The sequence below is a fragment of the Paraburkholderia sp. CI2 genome, from assembly GCF_014201055.1.
Taxonomy (GTDB): Bacteria; Pseudomonadota; Gammaproteobacteria; order Burkholderiales; family Burkholderiaceae; genus Paraburkholderia; species Paraburkholderia tuberum.
In genome coordinates this window covers 1-19,631 of record NZ_JACHDL010000005.1, presented here as the reverse complement: position 1 = coordinate 19,631, position 19,631 = coordinate 1, and the positions used below count along the sequence as shown (strand labels likewise).

At 64.6% G+C, this 19,631-nt stretch carries 17 protein-coding genes and 1 pseudogene; 14 read left to right on the top strand and 4 right to left on the bottom strand.

The features are described 5' to 3' along the window. The first annotated feature begins 4 nt into the window (after positions 1–4). The 5 genes from HDG32_RS09195 to HDG32_RS09175 all read left to right on the top strand — a co-directional run bounded on the left by HDG32_RS09195 (position 5) and on the right by HDG32_RS09175 (position 5,816). Positions 5–937: a LysR family transcriptional regulator gene (locus HDG32_RS09195; protein WP_184065807.1), complete on the top strand. Its 933-nt coding sequence runs from the start codon at positions 5–7 to the stop codon at positions 935–937. Between the two features lie 120 nt (positions 938–1,057). Next, positions 1,058–2,266, top strand: coding sequence for a YbfB/YjiJ family MFS transporter (locus tag HDG32_RS09190; protein ID WP_184065804.1), 1,209 nt, complete (start codon positions 1,058–1,060; stop codon positions 2,264–2,266). Next, a complete protein-coding gene (locus tag HDG32_RS09185; protein ID WP_184065801.1) occupies positions 2,263–3,546 on the top strand; it encodes an MFS transporter in 1,284 nt (427 codons plus the stop codon). The genes HDG32_RS09190 and HDG32_RS09185 overlap by 4 nt, the downstream gene beginning before the upstream one ends. Before the next feature lie 58 nt (positions 3,547–3,604). Further along, positions 3,605–4,705, top strand: coding sequence for a nitronate monooxygenase family protein (locus tag HDG32_RS09180; RefSeq protein ID WP_184065797.1), 1,101 nt, complete (start codon positions 3,605–3,607; stop codon positions 4,703–4,705). A 166-nt stretch (positions 4,706–4,871) separates the two neighbouring features. Then, positions 4,872–5,816 (top strand): LysR family transcriptional regulator, encoded by a 945-nt coding sequence (locus tag HDG32_RS09175; protein ID WP_184065794.1) that lies wholly within the window; start codon positions 4,872–4,874, stop codon positions 5,814–5,816. 31 nt (positions 5,817–5,847) lie between these two features. On the opposite strand, the gene HDG32_RS09170 is transcribed toward HDG32_RS09175, so the two are convergent. Continuing rightward, on the bottom strand, positions 5,848–6,558 hold the full coding sequence (locus tag HDG32_RS09170; RefSeq protein WP_184065791.1) for an SDR family NAD(P)-dependent oxidoreductase: 711 nt from the start codon (positions 6,556–6,558) through the stop codon (positions 5,848–5,850). Between the two features lie 200 nt (positions 6,559–6,758). After that, positions 6,759–7,181: a VOC family protein gene (locus HDG32_RS09165; RefSeq protein ID WP_184065787.1), complete on the bottom strand. Its 423-nt coding sequence runs from the start codon at positions 7,179–7,181 to the stop codon at positions 6,759–6,761. Positions 7,182–7,376: 195 nt separating this feature from the next. Here HDG32_RS09165 and HDG32_RS09160 point away from each other — a divergent pair, with 195 nt between their 5' ends. The 5 genes from HDG32_RS09160 to HDG32_RS09140 all read left to right on the top strand — a co-directional run bounded on the left by HDG32_RS09160 (position 7,377) and on the right by HDG32_RS09140 (position 12,927). Further along, positions 7,377–7,814, top strand: coding sequence for a MarR family winged helix-turn-helix transcriptional regulator (locus HDG32_RS09160; RefSeq protein WP_184065785.1), 438 nt, complete (start codon positions 7,377–7,379; stop codon positions 7,812–7,814). Positions 7,815–7,899: 85 nt separating this feature from the next. Further along, positions 7,900–9,462 (top strand): DHA2 family efflux MFS transporter permease subunit, encoded by a 1,563-nt coding sequence (locus tag HDG32_RS09155; RefSeq protein ID WP_184065783.1) that lies wholly within the window; start codon positions 7,900–7,902, stop codon positions 9,460–9,462. A 106-nt stretch (positions 9,463–9,568) separates the two neighbouring features. Beyond that, a complete protein-coding gene (locus HDG32_RS09150) occupies positions 9,569–10,006 on the top strand; it encodes a MarR family winged helix-turn-helix transcriptional regulator (protein ID WP_184066311.1) in 438 nt (145 codons plus the stop codon). 55 nt (positions 10,007–10,061) lie between these two features. Further along, complete coding sequence (locus HDG32_RS09145) at positions 10,062–11,582, top strand: efflux transporter outer membrane subunit (protein ID WP_184065781.1); 1,521 nt, start codon at positions 10,062–10,064, stop codon at positions 11,580–11,582. Between the two features lie 34 nt (positions 11,583–11,616). Then, on the top strand, positions 11,617–12,927 hold the full coding sequence (locus HDG32_RS09140; RefSeq protein ID WP_184065778.1) for an HlyD family efflux transporter periplasmic adaptor subunit: 1,311 nt from the start codon (positions 11,617–11,619) through the stop codon (positions 12,925–12,927). A gap of 164 nt (positions 12,928–13,091) precedes the next feature. Here HDG32_RS09140 and HDG32_RS09135 read toward each other — a convergent pair whose 3' ends face one another. Together HDG32_RS09135 and HDG32_RS09130 are read right to left on the bottom strand one after the other, a co-directional pair. Further along, entirely contained in the window at positions 13,092–13,556 is a 465-nt protein-coding gene (locus HDG32_RS09135; RefSeq protein ID WP_184065776.1) for a RidA family protein, read from the bottom strand. Positions 13,557–13,787: 231 nt separating this feature from the next. Beyond that, positions 13,788–14,480, bottom strand: a complete 693-nt coding sequence (locus tag HDG32_RS09130) for an NnrU family protein (protein ID WP_184065774.1) — start codon at positions 14,478–14,480, stop codon at positions 13,788–13,790. A gap of 272 nt (positions 14,481–14,752) precedes the next feature. Here HDG32_RS09130 and HDG32_RS09125 point away from each other — a divergent pair. From HDG32_RS09125 to HDG32_RS09110, 4 genes and pseudogenes are all read left to right on the top strand, one after another. Next, positions 14,753–15,316 (top strand): annotated as a pseudogene (locus tag HDG32_RS09125) (sulfotransferase family protein); the annotation flags it as partial. 104 nt (positions 15,317–15,420) lie between these two features. Further along, positions 15,421–15,738 (top strand): response regulator, encoded by a 318-nt coding sequence (locus HDG32_RS09120; protein WP_260336419.1) that lies wholly within the window; start codon positions 15,421–15,423, stop codon positions 15,736–15,738. 421 nt (positions 15,739–16,159) lie between these two features. Beyond that, complete coding sequence (locus HDG32_RS09115) at positions 16,160–18,415, top strand: phosphocholine-specific phospholipase C (protein WP_184065771.1); 2,256 nt, start codon at positions 16,160–16,162, stop codon at positions 18,413–18,415. 443 nt (positions 18,416–18,858) lie between these two features. Further along, positions 18,859–19,631 (top strand): sensor domain-containing diguanylate cyclase (locus tag HDG32_RS09110; RefSeq protein WP_260336418.1); only part of this gene is annotated, 773 nt, incomplete at its 3' end.

The window sequence follows — 19,631 nt, the reverse complement described above, 5'->3', positions numbered from 1 at the left end:
CGCAATGGACCGTATCGACGCCATGAAGGTATTCGTCGCCACGCTCGACGAGGGCAGTCTGGCGGGCGCAGGCCGTCGGCTGGGCCGCTCGCCCGCGGCGGTGAGCCGGGCCATCGCGTTTCTGGAGACGCATACGGGCACGCCGCTGCTACACCGCACCACGCGCACGATCCGGCTCAGCGAGGCGGGCGAGCGCTATGCGCTGGCGTGCCGGCGCATCCTCGCGGATCTGGAGGAGGCGGACCTGCTCGCAGCCGACGAGCGCTCCGCGCCGCGCGGACTGCTAGGCGTGACGGCGGCGGTGGCGGTGGGCGAGGAGGTGCTGCGCCCGATTGTCGATTCGTTTCTCGATCGCCATCCCCAGGCGTCGATCCGCCTGCACCTGCTCGACCGGCCGGTGAGCCTCGTCGACGAGGGCATCGACGTGGCGCTGCGCATCGCGCATCTGCAGGACTCCACGCTCGTCGCCATTCCGGTGGGCGAGGTGAGGCGGGTGGTGGTCGCTTCGCCCGACTATCTCGCCACGCATCCGGCCATCGATGTGCCCGCCGATCTCGCCAGCCACCCGATCATCTCGATGACGCATTTCGGGCTCGATTCGTGGAGCTTTCCGGCGGCCCGTCAAACGGCGCTGCCGCAGGTCGTGCGGTTCACGCCGCGCTTCATCGTCAACACGATTCGCGCTGCGCTGTCTTCGGCCGTGGCCGGGCATGGCGTCACGCGGCTGTTCTCCTATCACGTGGCCGAGCAGGTCAAGGCCGGCGCGCTGAAAATCGTGCTGCGCGACAGCGAGCATGCGCCGTTGCCCGTCAATCTGGTGACGCCGCGCGGGCGCCTTGCGGTGCCGAAGGTGCGCGGTTTCGTCGATTTCGCCGCGCCGCTGCTGCGCGAGTATTTCGAGCGGGCTCAGCAAATCACCGACGCCGATCGACGCTGATTCGATCGCCGTGCGGAAGAATCACTTACGCAGCGCGGTGATTCTCCCGAGATGCGAGTCGTTCTAGACTGGCTCCCATATTCATCGGGCGCTTAACAGCACCGGTCCATGGGAGTCGTCATGCAGCAAGCCATCTCGAATCCGGCCGCTCCGGCCGGCTATAACGTCTGGCGGGGCACGCTCGCCGGGGCCAGCGCGAGCCTGATCGGCATCGGTCTCGCGCGTTTTGCCTATACGCCGCTTTTGCCGGCTATCATCGGCGCGCACTGGTTTCCCGCCTCGAGCGCGGCCTATCTCGGCGCGGCGAACCTCGGCGGCTATCTGGCCGGCGCACTGCTGGCGGGCGCGATGGTACGCGTGGCGAAACCCGCCACCGTGCTGCGCGCGATGATGCTGCTCGCGACCATCGCTTTCGTGGCCTGCGCGGTGCCCGTGTCGTTCCTGTGGTTTTTCGTCTGGCGCCTCGCCTCGGGGCTTTCGGGCGGCGCGTTGATGGTGCTCGCCGCACCCACGATCCTCGCGCACGTGCCGGCGGCGCGCCGGGGCTTCGCGAGCGGTGGCATCTTCACGGGGATCGGGCTCGGCATCGCGGCCTCGGGCACGATCGTGCCGATTCTGTTGCGTCAGGGGCTCACGTGGACGTGGCTCGGGCTCGCGACCGTTTCGCTCGTGTTGACCGCCGTGGCGTGGAACGGCTGGCCCGAGCACGCGGCGCCCGCGCACGCCGGTGCTCATTCGCGTTTCGAAACAGCGCCTGCGTATCCCCGCGCCGGCCTGCGCGCGGTCTATGTCGAATATGGCCTGAACGCCGTGGGGCTCGTGCCGCACATGCTGTTCCTCGTCGATTTCGTGGCGCGCGGGCTGGGCCGCGGCGTCGATGCGGGCGCCGAGTTCTGGGTGCTGTACGGCTTGGGCGCGATCGTCGGGCCGCTCGCGGCAGGGCATCTCGCCGGTCGCGCGGGTTTCGGCCGCGCGCTGCGCGTCGCGTATCTGGTGCAGGCCGCTGCGGTCGCGATCCCGGCCGCGGGCTTATTCGGGCCGACGGGGCTGATGGTCTCCGCATTTGTCGTGGGCGCGTTCACGCCGGGCATCGTGCCGCTGGCGCTCGGTCGCGTGAACGAGCTGCTCGCGCACCATCCGTCCGCCGTCAAGGACGCATGGAGCCGCGCGACGACGAGCTTCGCCGTGATGCAGGCGCTGGCGGCCTACGGTCTTTCGTTCGTGTTCGCTTCGAGCGGCGGCAATTATCGCGCGCTCTACGCGATTGGCGCGGTGGCGCTTCTGCTCGCACTCGCCGTCGAGCTGTTTTCCGCGCGGAGCGCGAAATGAATACCACGGTTTCTTCTGCACCGGCGGCGCTCGCGCGGCCGTATGCGCAGCACGACGCGCGGCCGCGCGGCTATGCGGAGCGCAACGTCCAGTACTGGCGACGCAATCTCTTCGTCTGCGTGTTCGGCTCGTTCACGACGCTCGTGAGCCTGAGCATGCTGCTGCCGTTCCTGCCGCTCTATGTGCGGCAACTCGGTGTCGGTTCGCCGTCCGCGGTGATCCAGTGGTCGGGCATCGCCTTCGGCGCGACCTTCCTCGGCACCGCGCTTACCGCGCCACTGTGGGGGCGTCTGGCCGACCGTTTCGGCCGCAAACCCATGCTCGTTCGCGCGGCGATCGGTATGGCTCTGGTGATGTCGTTGATCGGCGTGGCGCACAATGTCTACGAACTGGTCGCGCTGCGTCTGATCGCCGGTCTGGTGGGCGGCTATGCATCGGCTTCCACGGTGATGGTGGGCACCCAGGCGCCGCGCGAGCGCGCGGGTTGGGCGCTCGGCATACTTTCGACGGGCGCGCTCGCGGGCAATCTGGTCGGGCCGCTCATCGGCGGCGTGCTGCCAGACTGGATCGGCATTCGCGGCACGTTCTTCGCGGGCGGCGCGATGATCGCGGCGGCGGCGCTGCTCACCATCTTCGTGGTGAAGGAAGAGTTTCACCCGGACAGCGACGCGAAAGCTCACGCGCGCGGCACCGCCGGCACGCCCGCCCGACGCGCCAATTACGCGGTGGTGGCCGCGCTGCTCGTGACCGCGATGATGGTGCTGCTCGCCAACATGTCGATCGAGCCGATCATCACCGTGTATATCGGCGGCCTTGGCGTGGATGCCGCGCATCTTGCGCGCGTGGCCGGCGTGGTTATGGCATGCTCGGCGCTCGGGAGCATGCTGACGGCCGCGCGCCTCGGCGCGCTGGCCGACCGGTTCGGGAGCTGGCGCGTGATCGTTGTCTGCCTCGTGCTCACGGGGCTGGCGATGGTGCCGCAAGCCTTCGTCACGCACTGGTGGCAGCTCGCGGCTTTGCGCGTGCTGATGGGTATGACGCTCGCGGGCCTGTTGCCCTCGATCGGCAAGCTGGCGCGGCAATCGGTGGATGAAAGCAGGACCGGCCGCATGCTCGGTTATCTGCAATCGGCGCAATTCAGCGGCCAGGTGGCGGGCCCCGTGATCGGCGGTGTGATCGGCGTTCATCTTGGGCTGCACGCGGTGTTCTTCGTGACCGGCGCGCTGCTGATCGCTTGCGGCGGCCTCGCGCGCTGGGCGCACCGCCGCGCTGGGGCCTGACAGGCAGGCATGCCGGCAGGCACATCGAATCTTTTAACGCATCCGGTGGGAAGGGAACATGAGCATTCAAGCGGACAATCGCGCGTTACTGCGCACGCTCGGCATCCACAAGCCGATCATTCAGGCGCCCATGGCCGGCGTCACCACGCCGGCGCTGGCCGCCGCGGTGTCGAACGCGGGCGGCCTCGGCTCGCTCGGCGTTGCCGCGATGAACGCGGAGAACGCGCGCCGCGCGATCCATCAGACTCGCGAGCTAACGACGAAGCCTTTCAACATCAACGTGTTCTGCCATCGTCCGGCGACACCCGATGCGGCCGTCGAGCGTGCGTGGCTCGACTGGCTCGAACCGGTGTTCCGGCAATACGGCGCGACGCCGCCGCAAGCGCTCTGCGAGATCTTCACGAGCTTCGTCGTCGACACCGCGATGCAGGCGATGCTGCTCGCGGAAAAGCCGGCCGTCGTGAGCTTCCATTTCGGCTTGCCGCCCGATGCGGTGATCGCGCAACTGAAGCACGCAGGCATCCGTTTGCTGGCGAGCGCGACCAATCTCGACGAAGCGGCGGCCGCCGTCGAGGCGGGTGTCGATGCGATCGTCGCGCAGGGCATCGAAGCGGGCGGTCATCGCGGCGTGTTCGACACGACCGGGCGCGACGAACGCCTCGGCACGTTCGCGCTGACGCGCCTGCTCGCGAGCGAGTTCGACCTGCCCGTGATCGCGGCGGGCGGCATCATGGACGGCGCCGGCATCGCGGCCGCGCTCGCGCTGGGCGCGCAGGCTGCGCAATTGGGCACGGCGTTCGTCGCGTGCCCGGAAACCTCGATCGACGACGGCTATCGCCGCGCGTTGCTCGGCGATGCGGCGCGCTCGACGACGTTCACGTCCACCATTTCGGGGCGGCTCGCGCGCAGCATCGTCAATCGCTTCACCGCGCTCGGCGAGGACCCGCAAGCCCCGCGCACGCCGTCCTATCCGATCACCTATGACGCGGGCAAGGCGCTCAATGCAGCCGCCAAGGCCAAGGGTGAATTCGGCTACGGCGCGCATTGGGCGGGCCAGGCCGCGCCGCTTGCGCGTTCGTTGCCGGCCGGCGAATTGATGGCGCAACTGGAACGCGAAACGCGAGAAAGTATCGAGCGGCTGCAATCGGTGTGGAACTAGCAGTCCAGCTTCAATACCATCGCACAGATGGAACACATCGGCACGCGTGGGGCATGCGCGGGCCGATGTCCGATTAGCTTCCAGCCTCAGTTCCGCACCCATGCATTCGGTCCAGCGCGGCCGCGATCGACGGGTTCTCAAGCCAACAAAACAAAGGCGGACAGGCATGCAACGCAAATTCGACGATCTCCTGCTGGGCAGCATCGAGCTCTTCTGCCTCGCGGCGGAGCTGGGTAGCTTCACGCTGGCGGCCAACGCCGCGAGTGTCACACCGGCGGCAGTGAGCCGCTCGGTGGCGCGGCTCGAGGAACGGCTCGGCGTGCGTCTGTTCGTGCGCACTACACGCCAGATCCGTCTGACCGACGCGGGGCGGCGCTACTTCGAGCAGTGCCGGCAAGCCCTGTCGCAACTGATGGACGCCGAGCGCGAAGTGACGGGCGAGCAGACCACGCCGGCCGGCGTGCTGCGCATCAGCATGCCGACGCCGTATGGACACTATCGCGTGTTGCCGCTGCTGCCGGCGTTTCGTGAGCGCTATCCGCAAGTCCAGGTCGAGACGCACCTGAGCAATCGCAACATCGACTTTGCGGAACAAGGTTTCGATCTCGCGATACGTGGACGCGCGCCGGCCGATTCAAACCTCGTCGCGCGCAAGCTCGAAGACGCGGAAATGGTCGTGGTGGCGGCGCCCGCCTATCTGAAGCGCGCGGGCGTGCCGAAAACCGTCGAGGACCTGCGGGCGCATGAGTGCATCCAGTTCGAACTGCCGAGCAGCGGACGCCATCTCGCCTGGACCTTCGAGGGTTCGCCTGAAGATGGCGACGTGCTGACGCAGGGCAGCTATGGAACCTCGGGCGACGCGCTCGCCGGCGTGACGCTCGCGCGTGCCGGCGCGGGCCTGTTTCAGACGTATCGCTTCGTCGTGGAGGACGACCTGCGCGAAGGTCGGCTCGTGGAAGTGTTGCGCGAAGCGGGCGGACGCACGCGGCCATTCATCCTGCTTTATCCGCACGCGCGCTACCTGACCTCGCGCGTGCGGGCTTTCGTCGAATTTCTCGTCGAGCAGTTGGCCAAACCCGCGACGCCCGCGCCGAGCACGGGCGCGCATTGAGCGGCGCGCGCCGCTTCATCGCGTGGCCCGCTCAGTGGCCGGCGCTCTGGCCGCCGTCCACATGCAGGATCTCGCCGGTCACGAACGGCGCCGAGTCGAGATAGAGGATCGCATTCACGATGTCGCTCATCTCGCCCATATGACCCACTGGATGCAATGCGCCAAGCGCCGCATGCGTTTCGGGCGCGTGCATCGGTGACTTGATGATGCCGGGCGAAACCGCGTTGGCGCGAATTCCGCGCTTCGCATACTCGATCGCGAGCGAGCGGGTTGCAGCGGCGAGGCCCCCCTTGGTCAGCGAGGTCAGCACGGACGGTACGCCGTCAATCGCGTGATCCACGAGGCTCGTCGTGATGCTGACCACGTGCCCGCGCTCATGCTTCTCCATTTCGGCGATCGCGAGCTGCGTGATGTGGAAGAAGCCCGCGAGATTGATGCCGGCAATCGTCGCGTAATCTTCCGCGGTGTATTGGGTGAACGGCTTGGCCACGAAAATGCCCGCATTGTTGACGAGCGTGTCGACACGACCGAAGCGCGCCACGGCCGTCTCGATCACCCGTCGAGCCGTGGCCGGATCGGCGATGTCACCGGCCACGGTGACGAGGTTGGGATCGTCAGACGGCTTGATGCCGCGCGATGTCGCGACCACGTTATGGCCGAGCTTGCGAAATGCCTTGACCGTTTCGGCGCCGATGCCTTGCGATGCACCGGTGACCACGATGACTTTGGGAGACTGACTCATAGTGAACCTCGAAGTAGGTTGGATCAGCAATCTGTGATCGGACTGATGGCTCCGATGGCGACTAATTTATGCGGTCGTGCTCCGCTTTTGCACACAAGGCGCGGACAAACAGTTGTGAGCCGCAGGAACAAGCGGTGAGTGACGGCGCGTAGCGGCAGTGGTCCTGTTGGTGTCGGCCGGTCTGTCGCGCGCATTCGCGTTCACGATGCCTGCGTTCGCGGGTCGTGATCGAACTCGAGTCTGATGCCGCCCGGCTCGTACACCATCGTGTGGCGTTTGGGTCCGCCACCGAGGTCTTCGGGCGCGAATTCGACTTTGACGCCCGGCCAGGCGGACACGCGCGCGAAGATGTCCTGCAGTGCTTCCTCGCTGCCCACGCGCAGCGCAAGATGATGCAGTCCGACATGGACCTTGCGATCGAATTCGACGAGGCGGCTCGAATCGGTGACCTGCCAGAGCGTCACCACGACGTGTCCGTCCGACACGAACGCAGCCGGATAGGCAGGCCTTTCTCCCACCTGCTGCCAGCCCAGACACTTCACGAAGAAGTCGCATGTGAGGTTCAGATCGCGGACGGTGAGTCCGACGTGATCGATACCCAGCGTAAGCGGTTTGTCAGTCATCGTTCTGTCCTCCTGAAGTGAGAGCGGGCAGCGCCCGAATCCGTGCCGGAAAGAATTTAGCCCCAAAGAATCGCGGCGATATTCGCCGGCGGTTCAATTCAGTTTTTACACCATGTAGTGCATACGGCGAGGAAATCTGCTTGCATCAATCTGCATAGTCAAATATATTGAAGTCAGATATCGAGGAGGCGATCGATGGGTGATTCGATCAACGAAGACTTTGAGCGCACGCAGAAGCTGGCGTCCGTGCTGGGTCAGGCGCGTCAGCTGATTGCAAGCGAACTCAGCGCGGGGCTCGCGGATGCAGGACTGAATCTGCAGGAGCGCGGCGTTCTGCTCACGCTGGCGCGCGGCAGCGTGAAAACACCGGCCGCACTGTCGAAATTGGCGGGTGTCCACCCGGCCCGGATGACCCGCTTGCTGGACAAGCTCGAAAACAGCGGATTGATCGAGCGCGCCCGCAACGGCAGGGATCGTCGCCTCGTGGATGTGTCGTTGACGCGGGAAGGGCAGATCGTCGCCGCCAGGAACACACAGGTTGTCCAGGGAGCATGGAGCGAGCGGCTTTCGCATTTCTCGAAGTCCGATTTCGACGCGTTGTGCCAGCTTCTTTCAAGGCTGCTGGACCGCTGAGGCGGCATTTTTTTAACCATTTATCTGACATTGCAGATAATAACGCGCCACTGACGGGCGCTTCGAACCGAGACGAGGACGCAACATGAATCCATCGAGCAACCCAGCCGCGCCGGCTCAGCTGACCGGCGCAAAGTTTGCACTCGGCACGTTTGCCGTGGCGCTTGCCACCTTCATGAACGTGCTGGATTCATCGATCGCCAACGTGGCGATTCCGACGCTGTCCGGCAACCTCGGTGTGTCGATCGACGAAGGCACATGGGTCATCACGCTGTTTGCCGCGGCCAACGCGGTGTCGATTCCGTTGACAGGGTGGCTCACGCAGCGCGTCGGCCAGGTCAAGCTGTTCGTCTGGGCAATCCTGCTGTTCGTGCTGTCATCGGCGGCGTGCGGTCTCGCTCCGAACCTGATGGTGCTGCTCGCCGCCCGCGTCGTGCAGGGCGCCGTGGCGGGGCCGCTGGTGCCGCTTTCTCAGGCTTTGCTGCTCGGCTCGTTTCCGAAGGAAAAAAGCTCGAGCGCGCTGGCGCTGTGGGCGATGACGGCGACGGTCGGGCCGATTGCGGGCCCGGCGCTCGGCGGCTGGATCACCGACAGCTACAGCTGGTCGTGGATCTTCTACATCAACGTGCCGGTCGGCCTGTTCGCCGCGGGCGCGATCTGGGCGATCTACCGCGACCGCGAGACGCCGGCCCGCAAGCTCCCGATCGACAAGGTCGGCCTGATCTCGCTGATCGCATGGGTCGCGCCGCTGCAGATCATGCTCGACAAGGGCCGCGACCTCGACTGGTTCAGCTCGCCGGTGATCTGGGCGCTGACGATCGTCGCCGTGGTCAGCTTCCTGTTCTTCCTGATCTGGGAATTGACGGAGGAAAAGCCGATCGTCAACCTGCGGCTTTTCGCCAGACGTAACTTCCTCGGCGGCACGATTGCGATTTCGGTCGCCTACGCGATCTTCTTCGCCAACCTCGTGATCCTGCCGCAGTGGATTCAGGGCTTCCTCGGCTACCGGGCGGTGGACGCGGGGCTCGTGACCGCGCCGCTCGGCATCTTTGCCGTGATCCTCGCCCCGGTGATGGGCAAGATCATGCCTCGTTCGGACATGCGCGTGCTTGCCACGCTTGCGTTCGTCGGATTCGCCGGCGTGTTCTTCATGCGCTCGAACTACACGACCGGCGTCGACGCCTGGACGCTCGTGCTGCCCACCTTGCTGCAGGGCATTCCGACCGCGCTGTTCTTCACGCCGCTCACCGCGATCATCCTGTCGGGTCTGAAGCCGGAGGAGATTCCGGCGGCGGCGGGTCTGTCCAACTTCGCGCGGATTTTTGCCGGCGCGGTGGGCACGTCACTGATGAGCACCGCGTGGAACGACCGCACGATTCTGCACCATGCGCGACTTGCCGAACAATCGAGCGTGGACGATCCTGGCTTTACCGGCGCGATCGCGCACCTGCAGGCGGCGCTGGACGCGGGCGTTCCCAAGGCCACGGCCTTTTACGAAACCTCGCTGAACGCGCAGGCGACGATGCTCGGCCTGAACGACATCTTCTGGATCTCGGCGGTGATCTTTGTCGTGATCATCCCGCTGATCTGGGTGACGAAGCCGGCCAAGGGTGGTGCCGCGGGCGCGGCAGCCGCCGGCGGACATTGAATCCAATTTGGCAACCTGGTTCGGACGGAAAATGAAACAGACCATCCTCTTCTTGACATTATCTGATAATGCAGATATTGTTCAAATCAACGAGGAGGACACCGCCATGGACCATTACACGACGAAGAACTTCATGCTTACGAACAGTATCGGCTTCAGGCTCGTCAAGGCCCGTAACGTCGTCGTCGCGGAAATGGACGCGGCGCTCAAGGACCTCGAAATCAACGGCCAGCAGATGGGCATCCTGCTTTCGCTGAAGCAGGGTGTGGCAAGCACGCCTTTCGAGCTGTCGAAGCTGCTCGGAATCGACACCGGCCTGATGACGCGGATGCTGGACAAGCTGGAATCGAAGGGGCTGCTGGTACGATCCCGCGACCCGCAAGATCGCCGCGTGGTCAATCTGACGTTGACCGCCGAGGGGCAGAAAACCGCCGCGCGGATTCCGGAAGTCGCACCGCATGTGTTGAACGCCCGCTTGCGTAAATTCACGAAAGCCGAGTTTGCCGAGCTGGACCGCCTGCTTCGCAAGTTCACAGGCGATTGAACGGCGCGGCCGTGTGCCGCGCTTTTTTTCACCCATTAATCTGATTTGTCAGAAAATGAAAACGCAGACTTCCAGGGCAAACACCGTCGCCCGTTCGCTCAAGCTCGGTGTTTCGGTGATCTCCTTCGCGGTGCTGGCGGCATGTGCAAACTATGCGGGCATCCACAGCGACAAGCAGATCGATCAACCACGGCAGCTGGAAACGGCGCAGAGCCTCCCGCAAGAGCAGGGGCACTGGCCATCCGCCGACTGGGTCGACCAGTTCGGCGACGCGCAACTGAAAGCATTGATCGCCGAGGCACTGCAAGGTAGCCCGACGCTCGACCAGGCGCGCGCGCGAGTCGAGCAGGCGCAAGCCTATAGCGAAACGGCGAAGGCGAACACGCTGCCGCGCCTCGATGCGTCGTACACGCTGACGCGCCAGCAGTACAGCAGCACCGCGTTGATTCCGCCGCCGTACGCCGGCTCATGGCAGACCGAGAACAAGGGGCTGCTGAGCGCTTCCTACGATCTCGACCTGTGGGGCAAGAACCGCGAGGCGCTGCGCGCGGCTGTCTCGGAGGCGTCCGCGAGCGAGGCCGACGTGGAAGTCGTCAGGCTCACGCTCGACACCTCGATCGCCCGCACTTACAACGAGCTGGCGCGGCTCTACGCATTGCGCGACATCGCGCAGCAGGAAGTCGCGCGGCGCGAGCAGATCGACCGCATCACCGCGAGCCGCATCGCAAACGGCCTCGATACCGAAGTGGAGCGCAAGACGGCCGAAGCGAATCTGTCCACGAGCCGTGCCCGCGTCAGCGCGCTCGACGGCAGCATCCTGACCACCCGGTATCAACTGGCGGCGCTGCTTGGCAAGGGGCCCGACCGGGGACTCGCGATCACGCGGCCGACGCTCGGCGTCGGCGACGACGTGCGTCTGCCGGACAACCTGCCGGCCGATCTGCTGGGCCGCCGGCCCGACATCGTCGCGGCGCGCTGGCGCGTCGATGCGATCACGCACGAGGTGAAGGAAGCGAAGGCCGAGTTCTATCCCGACATCAACCTGAGCGCCGCGATCGGTTTCGACGCGTTCGGCTTCGGCCGCCTTTTGAGCGCCGCGAGTCGCACGGCCTCGGTGGGCTCGGCGATCCATCTGCCGATCTTCGATGGGGGTGAGTTGCGCGCGCAGTTGAAGGGCCGCTACGCCGAGTTCGACTATGCGGTGGCGACCTACAACCAGACGCTGATCGGCGCGCTGAGCGGCGTGGCCACGCAGATCGCGCAGATCCGCTCGAGCGACGCGCAGCTCGGCGATGCGCAGGCCGCGCAGCAGGCCGCGAGCGATGCCGATCGACTGGCGACCACGCAATACAAGGCCGGCCTCACCAACCAACTGACCGTACTCAATGCCGACGTCACCGCGCTGAACGCCGACGAGGCGATCGCCAATCTGAAGATGGACCGCCGCGACCAGCAGATCGAGCTCGCGTCGGTGTTGGGCGGCGGCTATGTCGATACGTCGGCGAGCACCGACCATCACGCCGACGTCGCCGCCGTCTCCACCAGTCAAGCCAATCCCGCGGTTGCCGCACGTTGAACGGCACATCGCGAACCCTATCAGGAGAACTGCAATGAGCGATTCGATCACGACCGACCGCGAAGTGGCGGATCAGGAAGACGAACAGAAGAGCGGCGCGCAAGCGTCCGCCACGCCCCAAGGCGACAACAAGGCCACGCCCCCGGCACGCCGCAAGCGCCTGATCGCGCTGCTCGGCGCCACGGTCGTGGTCATGAGCGCGGCTTACGGCGCGTACTACTTCACCGAGGGCCGTTATCACCAGGAGACCGACGACGCGTACGTCAGCGGTAATCTCGTGCAACTGACGCCGCAGGTCACCGGCACGGTGATCGCCGTCAACACCGACGACACGCAGATCGTGAAGCAGGGCGACCCCGTCGTCACGCTCGATCCGGCCGATGCGAAACTTGCGCTCGCCGATGCCGAAGCGCAGCTCGGCCAGACCGTGCGACGCGTGAGCGGCCTGTACGTCAACAACGACTTCTACGCGGCGAACGTCGCGCAGCGCGAAGCGGATCTGGGCCGCGCCCGCGACGACCTGCATCGTCGCGAGGCCGTCGCGGACACCGGCGCCGTGTCCGCCGAAGACATCGCGCACGCCCGCGACGCGGTCAGCGTCGCGCGGGCCGCGCTCGACGCCGCGCGCCAGCAGGGCGAAGCCAACCACGCGCTGACCGACCGCACCACGGTCGAACAGCATCCGGACGTGCAGGCCGCCGCCGCGAAAGTGCGGACCGCGTGGCTCGCCTATGCGCGCGATACGTTGCCGGCGCCGGTGACCGGCTACGTCGCGCAGCGCCGGGTTCAGGTCGGCCAGCGCGTCGCGCCCGGCACGCCGTTGATGGCGATCGTGCCGCTCGACGGCGTATGGGTCGACGCGAACTTCAAGGAAGTGCAGCTCAAGCACATGCGGATCGGCCAGCGGGTCACGCTGACATCGGACGTCTACGGTAGCGGCGCGCGATATCACGGGCGTATCGAGGGCTTTTCGGCCGGCACCGGCAGCGCGTTCGCGACACTGCCGGCGCAGAACGCCACCGGCAACTGGATCAAGATCGTGCAGCGGCTGCCGGTTCGCATCGCGCTCGACCCGGCCGAGCTGGCCGCGCGTCCGCTCCGTATCGGCCTGTCGATGGCGGTCGACGCCGACACGCGCGACGAATCCGGTTCGCAGTTGGGCGCGGCGCAGAACACGCGCTATCGCACCGATGTTTTCGCGCACTACGATGCGCAGGCCGACGCCGAGATCGACAAGATCATCAAGCAAAACGAAATGGTCTCCCGCGCGATGGCCGCGCAACCCCAACCGCAATCGCAACCGCAACGCGTGGCGTCGCACGAGCACAAGGCAAATGCGGGTTGAAGCGCGTCAAGCGCAGCCTGTCGCGACACAGCGTGAAGCGGCAGGTCACCGAGGCGGGGCTCAACGGCCGAGCGCCGCCTCGTCCTCGGCCAAGGCCGTCGGTACCGTTTCGAGGCCCGCGCCGCGAAGCCGGAAGGGCATGCGTCACGCGTGGCGCGCGTCGATCAGGCGGGCAGGATTTCGGCGATGACGACGATCACGACAGCGGCGTCGGCGGGACCCTGGCTATGCGAGAACGCTGAACGCGCATGTCCCGCTTTGTCGCCGAGCACGGCAGCAAACAGATCCGAAGCGCCGTCGACCACGGCGGGCTGCCCATAGAATCCATCGGCGGAACTGACGTGCCCCTCGACGCGAACGATGTGATGCAGGCGCTCGAAACCGCCGAGATGACGCGAGATCTGCGCGAGTAGGTTGAGCGCGGCGAGTTGGGCAGCCTTGCGGCCCTCTTCGAGCGTCAGGTTCTCGCCGACACGCCCCGTATAGACCATTTTGCCGTCGGACAGCGGCACCTGTCCCGAGATGAAAAGCAGGTTTCCGGCTTCGCTGACAGCCGTATAGCTGCCCAGCGGCTGCGCAGGAGAGGGCAGTTCGAGACCGAGTTCTGCGAGTTTCTGTTGGACGGACATGGTGGGCTCCTTGAGTGTAGCGGCGTCGCCGATGTCGCCGGCCACGGCGACATAGTCGGCCTCGACGGCCGGTGCGATGGAACGAGCCGTGGCGTGATTGATCCGGCCTGCTGGCCGTTCGAATCGATGGACCCGATGGAGGGCACTGTAGGCGCATCCGCCGCGAATTCGAACACACACCGTGGACAAAGAGTCTTGCGCCACGAGAACAAATCTCGTGGAATCTGCCGGCTAGAGCCAGCGCCAGATGCCCGCGGGCCAACCGGAGAGCGGGATATGCGCCCAGGTCGCGACGAGCCAGAAAACGACGCCGCCCACCAGCGCGTGCATGCCGAACCCGCCCAGCCGCGCGCGGCCGGCGGCGATCGCCGCGAACGGCAGATAGCTCGTCTTCGATTCCCATGCGGGCCACAGATCGGGTTGCAGCCGCCGTTTCTTGCGGTCCTGTAGCGCGGCACCGACCAGCGCGAGGATGATGATCGCCCCGGCGAGCACGATGTTCCGGGTGACCGGGAACACGGCGATATGGCACAGTCCCCAAAGCGCGAACGACCACATCATCGGGTGACGGGTCACTGCGTACACGCCGCGCGCCGCGTCGGGAAACGCGGTGGGCCGGCCGCCGGTGGGCAACGCCGGGTTGCGGATCAGGGAGCCCATCAGAAGGATCGACGCGATCAGCATGAGCACGGTCACAACTGCCCACAGCGCGTTGCCTGCGGGCCATAGCGGATCGGAGACGGGCGTCCGGTCGTAAGCCATGACCATCCAGCCGAACGTCAGTATCGCAATCAGCGAATAGACGCCCATGGCACCCCGTTCGCCGATTGCCCGGACCATACCCGCCCGCAGCGGATGGGACAGGAGAAAGTGGCTGGCGACAAAAGCGAATGCCGCCACGACGAGTGTGTCGATGCTTTCCATTGGCCCGGCTCCTCAAGTCAGATGATCGGTCGACCGCGTGCATTGCGAGAATACTACTTCGCGCGCCACAACGAATGCAGCGATCGCTTCGCGAGTTTCGATTGCCGCGCGTCGCAAAACCTTGATTGGCAGTGTCGTCGTCGCAATGGCCGCGACACTCGCCATCGCATCGACTGCGCAAGCGGGGCAATGGGCCGCCAACCATCCCCGGCGCGTCGAACTGAACAACCGTCTTGCCAACCAGAACAATCGCATCCGTCGAGAGATTCAGGATGGGCAAATGTCGAGAGGCGAGGCTCGTAGTCTGCATAGCGTCAACGCCCCCGAGTATTAGGGACGCCGAACGATTGCGACTGAATCAATGCTCCGGGAACGCAGCTGGTGCTATCTCGAGCGCGGTCGAGCCGCTTGCACAGGGCCGTTCGCGTCTCGTCGACAAGATGCCGGCCAATTTCCTGCATGCCGGGCTGATTCCGCTGATCCTGCCGGGCGCGCGCATCATTCACGCGCGGCGCAACCCGGTCGACACCTGTCTTTCCTGCTACACGAAACTGCTTGCGGGCGATCAGCCGTTCGCTTACGAGCTGACCGAACCCGGCGAGTATTACCGTGACTACGAGCGGCTCATGGCACATTGGCGCAGCGTGCTACCGGCCGGGCGCTTCATCGAGGTCGATTACGAAGCGGTCGTCGATGACCTCGAAGGCGAGGCGCGACGTCTGGTGAATTTTCTCGACCTGCCCTGGGATGACGCTTGTCTGCGCTTCCATGAAAACCGTCGGGTCGTGCGCACCGCCAGTCTTAATCAGGTGCGTCAGCCGATGGACGACACGGCCGACGATTCGCCCATCGTGATTGGCGTGAGCGACACCGGCATCGGCATGACGCCCCAGCAGCAGGAGACGCTATTTCATGCATTTTCCCAGGCCGATTGCCAGGGATGGACGGGTACGCGCTCGCGCGGTGTCTGCGCGACCAAAGCGCGACGGTGCCGATCATCGCCATTACTGCGCAAGTGGGTGCGGAAGAGCGTTCGCGATGCAAGAAGGCCGGAATCGACGAGGTCCTGCTGAAACCCGTCCTGCTTGGCACCCTGGAGGCGACGGTGAGGCGGCTGGTCAAGGAGGCCGGCAAACGCCCCGCAAGTGACACCGCAGCCAGGCTCGACATTTCGCATGCGCGAACGTCAGGGACTGATGCTGTCGAAGGAATGCATGTACCGCGGGGCTCCGGGTGCCGCGCGCGCAACGTCCGCTGAAGGGGTCTATCCGCCACGTAATCGCCGCGCACCCGGCACGACGGCGTTACGACATCTGGACCGGTATTGACAGCCCCTTGCCAGGTCTCTCTAAAGGCTGCCTGGGCTTCTTCAGTCGGGCCACCGGATCACACAGCGGTCACATTGCCTTCCTACACTCGCGTCAGCATTACGTTGTACTTTCTAAAATAAAACATAAAGCTTTCCTAAATTAGACAATGTTGACGCCATGTCCATCCAAAGACTCATAAGAACGCTTGCCGCTTCCCTGATCGCGGCCGCCATGCTCGCCTCGTGCGGCGGTACCGATTCGTCCACAAACACGTCCACAAGCACGCCCGCCAAGTCGGACTCCGAACAACCCACCCCGGTCAAGCGCTGCGCGCCTTGAGCTACGACCGAGCCTGCAGAAGAACACTCAATGATTTCACGCCGCAAATTTCTGAAAGCCGCTAGTGGCGCCGGCTTTGCCGCTGCTACGCTGGCCAGCTTCCCGCTTAGCATCCGCCGCGCGCTGGCAATTCCCGCCAACAACGCCACCGGCACGATCAAAGACGTCGAGCATGTGATTATCCTGATGCAGGAGAATCGCTCGTTTGACCATTATTTCGGCACGCTCAAGGGCGTACGCGGCTTCGGTGACCGCTTCACCATTCCGCTGGCCAACGGCCGCAAGGTCTGGCAGCAGCAGCGCGGCAACGGCGCTGTACTCACCCCGTATCACCTTGACGGCAGCGCCAACAACGCACAGCGCGCATCGGGCGCCAATCACACGTGGGTGGACAGCCAGAACGCGTGGGACAGCGGCCGTATGTCGAATTGGCCCACCTACAAGACAGATGTCTCGATGAGCTACTTCAAGGAAAAGGAAATCCCGTTTCAGTTCGCGCTGGCCAATGCCTTCACGCTGTGCGATGCGTATCACTGTTCGATGCATACGGGTACCGATGCCAACCGCTCCTTCCACATCACGGGCACGAACGGTCCCACCGCCGCTGGCGTGGCTTTCGTCAACAATGAGTGGGACTACATCGACGGCCTGGCGGCTTCGGTCGATACAGGCTACACCTGGAAGACTTATGCAGAGCGCCTCGAAGATGCGGGCGTGAGCTGGATCTCGTACCAGAACATGCCGGACGAATGGGGTGACAACATGCTGGGCGCCTTCCAGCAATTTCGCCGCGCCAATCTGGCCTCGGGCTTCCCCGTGGCCAGTGGCGGAGCGCCGGGCAATCCCTATGCCGATACCGGGCAGCCCTTGCCCTATCACGCCTACGATGCAGCCGCGGACAACGCAGCCAACCCGCTGTACAAGGGCATCGCGAACACGCTGCCGGGCACCACGCCGGAAAGCTACCTCGATGCGTTCAAGCGCGACATCCGCGAAGGCAGGCTACCGCAGGTCAGCTGGATCAATGCGCCATCGATCTATTGCGAACACCCCGGGCCATCCAGTCCGGTTCAGGGCGCGTGGTTCCTTCAAGAGGTACTCGATGCGCTGACAGCTGTGCCCGAAGTGTGGAGCAAAACCGTGCTGTTGATCAATTTCGACGAAAACGACGGTTACTTCGACCACATGCCCTCGCCGTCGGCGCCGTCACGAAATCCCGATCAGACGTTGGCAGGCAAAACCACACTGTCCGATGACGACATGCGATTCGAGTACCACGCCTATCCGGCGCCGCAGGGCAGCAAGGACCAGCCCGCGCAGGACGGTCGCGTCTACGGGCCCGGCCCGCGCGTGCCGCTGTACGTGATCTCGCCATGGAGTCGCGGGGGCTGGGTCAATTCGCAGGTCTTCGACCATACGTCGGTGCTGCGCTTCCTGGAAGAGCGCTTTGGTGTGAAGGAGACCAATATCAGCCCGTACCGCCGCGCCGTGTGCGGAGACCTGACTAGCGCCTTCAACTTCAAAACACCCAACAATGAGTTGTTACCCACGCTGAACGGGCGCAGCACCCGGGCCGAGGCCGACCAGTTGCGCAACTCGCAACAGGCCCTGCCAGCCGTGCCGCTGCCGGTGGACATGCAGTTACCGATCCAGGCAAGCGGCACGCGACCCTCTCGCGCGCTACCTTATGAGTTGCACACAAGCGCGCGCTGCGCGGCCAACGGCACTGTCGAATTACTGTTTTCCAATACCGGTACCCAGGCCGCGGTGTTCCATGTGTATGACCGCTACAAGCTGAATCGCGTGCCGCGTCGCTACGTGGTCGAGGACGGTAAGACGCTGGCCGACAGTTGGAACGCGCAGCAGGACAACCTCGGCATGTATGATCTTTGGGTGCTAGGCCCGAACGGTTATCACCGGCATTTCAAAGGCGACCTGAGCCGCCTTGCCGACAGCGGGGTCACGCCGGAAATCCGCGTCTGCTACGACATCGCCAACGGCGACGTTTATGCCGACCTGATGAATACCGGCAAGAGTGCCTGCAACTTCACGATTACGCCGATGGCCTACCGCACCGATGGCCCATGGCAGGTTCAACTGGCAGGCACAGGCATGGACTCGCTTCACTGGGTTCTGGCGTCCAGTGGCCAGTGGTACGACTTTGCTGTGACCTGCGATAGCGATAAGGCGTTCTACCGTCGCTTTGCAGGACGGGTGGAGATCGGCAAGCACTCGGTTAGCGATCCGGCCATGGGCATGAGCGGGACCATGCCTGGTAAGCACTGAGACACTCGATTGGCCTTGATGGAGGGGCAACAAAACCGGCGCTTTCGTGCTGAAGGGTGCCGGTTCCCCACGCGTCTTCAAGACTCGTTCGATGACTTCCAAAGTCTGGCCACCTATGCATGAGCACGACATGCAGACCGACTCTACACACTTGATCGCCGAACGAATGCAGGATTCTCTCGATCCATCGCATCAAGTTCGCTGCGGCGACAAAGCTCCATGGCGGCAGGCGCGTGAACCTCCCGCAGGGGTCGCTTCAGGAAGCGGAAAATAAAGCACGCTTAGCTTCTCAACCCCAAGGACCTGGGTACCCGTTCGCTCAAACGGACGTTCGAACGGCGGCTTTCAGGAAGCGGACGGAGAGAGCGGCAAGAAGCATTGGTCGCCGGCAAAAGCGATAGAATGCCCGCTCTGCAAAAGACAATATTGACGGGGTAGACGGCATGGAGCGGCCGGGCGCGCAGCGTTGGCATGAGCAAACGTTTCCAGGTGTCTTTCGCGGACAACCTGAGAAGGAGCAGGCGCTCCTCCGGATATGCCTGGGCACGGTCGTGTTGATCGGCTATATCGCCGTCGCCGCGCTCCAACGCACGGCCGCCGCGTATGACACTCTGGGCGTGGTTTTCGCATACGTTGTATTCGGCGTGGCGACATACGTAGCCGCGACCGCCGCGACAGGTCGGCCGCGCCTTCGATTGACGGTCACCACCATTGCAGACCAGGCGCTTGTCATGACTGCCTTGGCGCTCGGCGGGCGCGTGGCGCTGCCCTTGCTCTGGGTCGTGTTCTGGTTTCTTGTGGGTGCCGGTTGCCGCCACGGCAAGCGGCCGTTGCTACTTTCATGTGCAGTTGCGCTTGCAGGTGTCGTGATTTTGATGCACGTCGAGCCGTGGTGGAGAGAAAACCTCGCGGTGGGATTGGGCATCATGCTCAGCATCGCGGCGACTTCCGTGTACTTGATGGCCCTCGTGCATCGGCTCGAACGGCAGGCTGCGACGGACCCTCTGACAGGACTCAGCAACCGCACTCGCCTCGAGCAGGCGATCGCTAAAGCGACTGCGGCGCGAGACGCCGATAAAGGACAGTCTGTCTTGCTGTTCATCGATCTCGACGGCTTCAAATACGTCAATGACGCTTATGGGCATGCGGTGGGTGATGAACTGTTGCAGTGCTTCGCCAACGGTCTGCAGACACGCATTCGCCGCGGCGATACGGT

Excerpts from the sequence above, each read along its gene's own strand:
- HDG32_RS09140 (WP_184065778.1), top strand. The coding sequence starts at position 11,617 with ATGAGCGATTCGATCACGACCGACCGCGAAGTGGCGGATCAGGAAGAC.
- HDG32_RS09160 (WP_184065785.1), top strand. The coding sequence starts at position 7,377 with ATGGGTGATTCGATCAACGAAGACTTTGAGCGCACGCAGAAGCTGGCG.
- HDG32_RS09170 (WP_184065791.1), bottom strand. The coding sequence starts at position 6,558 with ATGAGTCAGTCTCCCAAAGTCATCGTGGTCACCGGTGCATCGCAAGGC.
- HDG32_RS09115 (WP_184065771.1), top strand. The coding sequence starts at position 16,160 with ATGATTTCACGCCGCAAATTTCTGAAAGCCGCTAGTGGCGCCGGCTTT.
- HDG32_RS09185 (WP_184065801.1), top strand. The coding sequence starts at position 2,263 with ATGAATACCACGGTTTCTTCTGCACCGGCGGCGCTCGCGCGGCCGTAT.
- HDG32_RS09135 (WP_184065776.1), bottom strand. The coding sequence starts at position 13,556 with ATGTCCGTCCAACAGAAACTCGCAGAACTCGGTCTCGAACTGCCCTCT.
- HDG32_RS09155 (WP_184065783.1), top strand. The coding sequence starts at position 7,900 with ATGAATCCATCGAGCAACCCAGCCGCGCCGGCTCAGCTGACCGGCGCA.
- HDG32_RS09175 (WP_184065794.1), top strand. The coding sequence starts at position 4,872 with ATGCAACGCAAATTCGACGATCTCCTGCTGGGCAGCATCGAGCTCTTC.
- HDG32_RS09165 (WP_184065787.1), bottom strand. The coding sequence starts at position 7,181 with ATGACTGACAAACCGCTTACGCTGGGTATCGATCACGTCGGACTCACC.
- HDG32_RS09145 (WP_184065781.1), top strand. The coding sequence starts at position 10,062 with ATGAAAACGCAGACTTCCAGGGCAAACACCGTCGCCCGTTCGCTCAAG.
- HDG32_RS09180 (WP_184065797.1), top strand. The coding sequence starts at position 3,605 with ATGAGCATTCAAGCGGACAATCGCGCGTTACTGCGCACGCTCGGCATC.
- HDG32_RS09190 (WP_184065804.1), top strand. The coding sequence starts at position 1,058 with ATGCAGCAAGCCATCTCGAATCCGGCCGCTCCGGCCGGCTATAACGTC.
- HDG32_RS09150 (WP_184066311.1), top strand. The coding sequence starts at position 9,569 with ATGGACCATTACACGACGAAGAACTTCATGCTTACGAACAGTATCGGC.
- HDG32_RS09120 (WP_260336419.1), top strand. The coding sequence starts at position 15,421 with ATGGACGGGTACGCGCTCGCGCGGTGTCTGCGCGACCAAAGCGCGACG.
- HDG32_RS09130 (WP_184065774.1), bottom strand. The coding sequence starts at position 14,480 with ATGGAAAGCATCGACACACTCGTCGTGGCGGCATTCGCTTTTGTCGCC.
- HDG32_RS09195 (WP_184065807.1), top strand. The coding sequence starts at position 5 with ATGGACCGTATCGACGCCATGAAGGTATTCGTCGCCACGCTCGACGAG.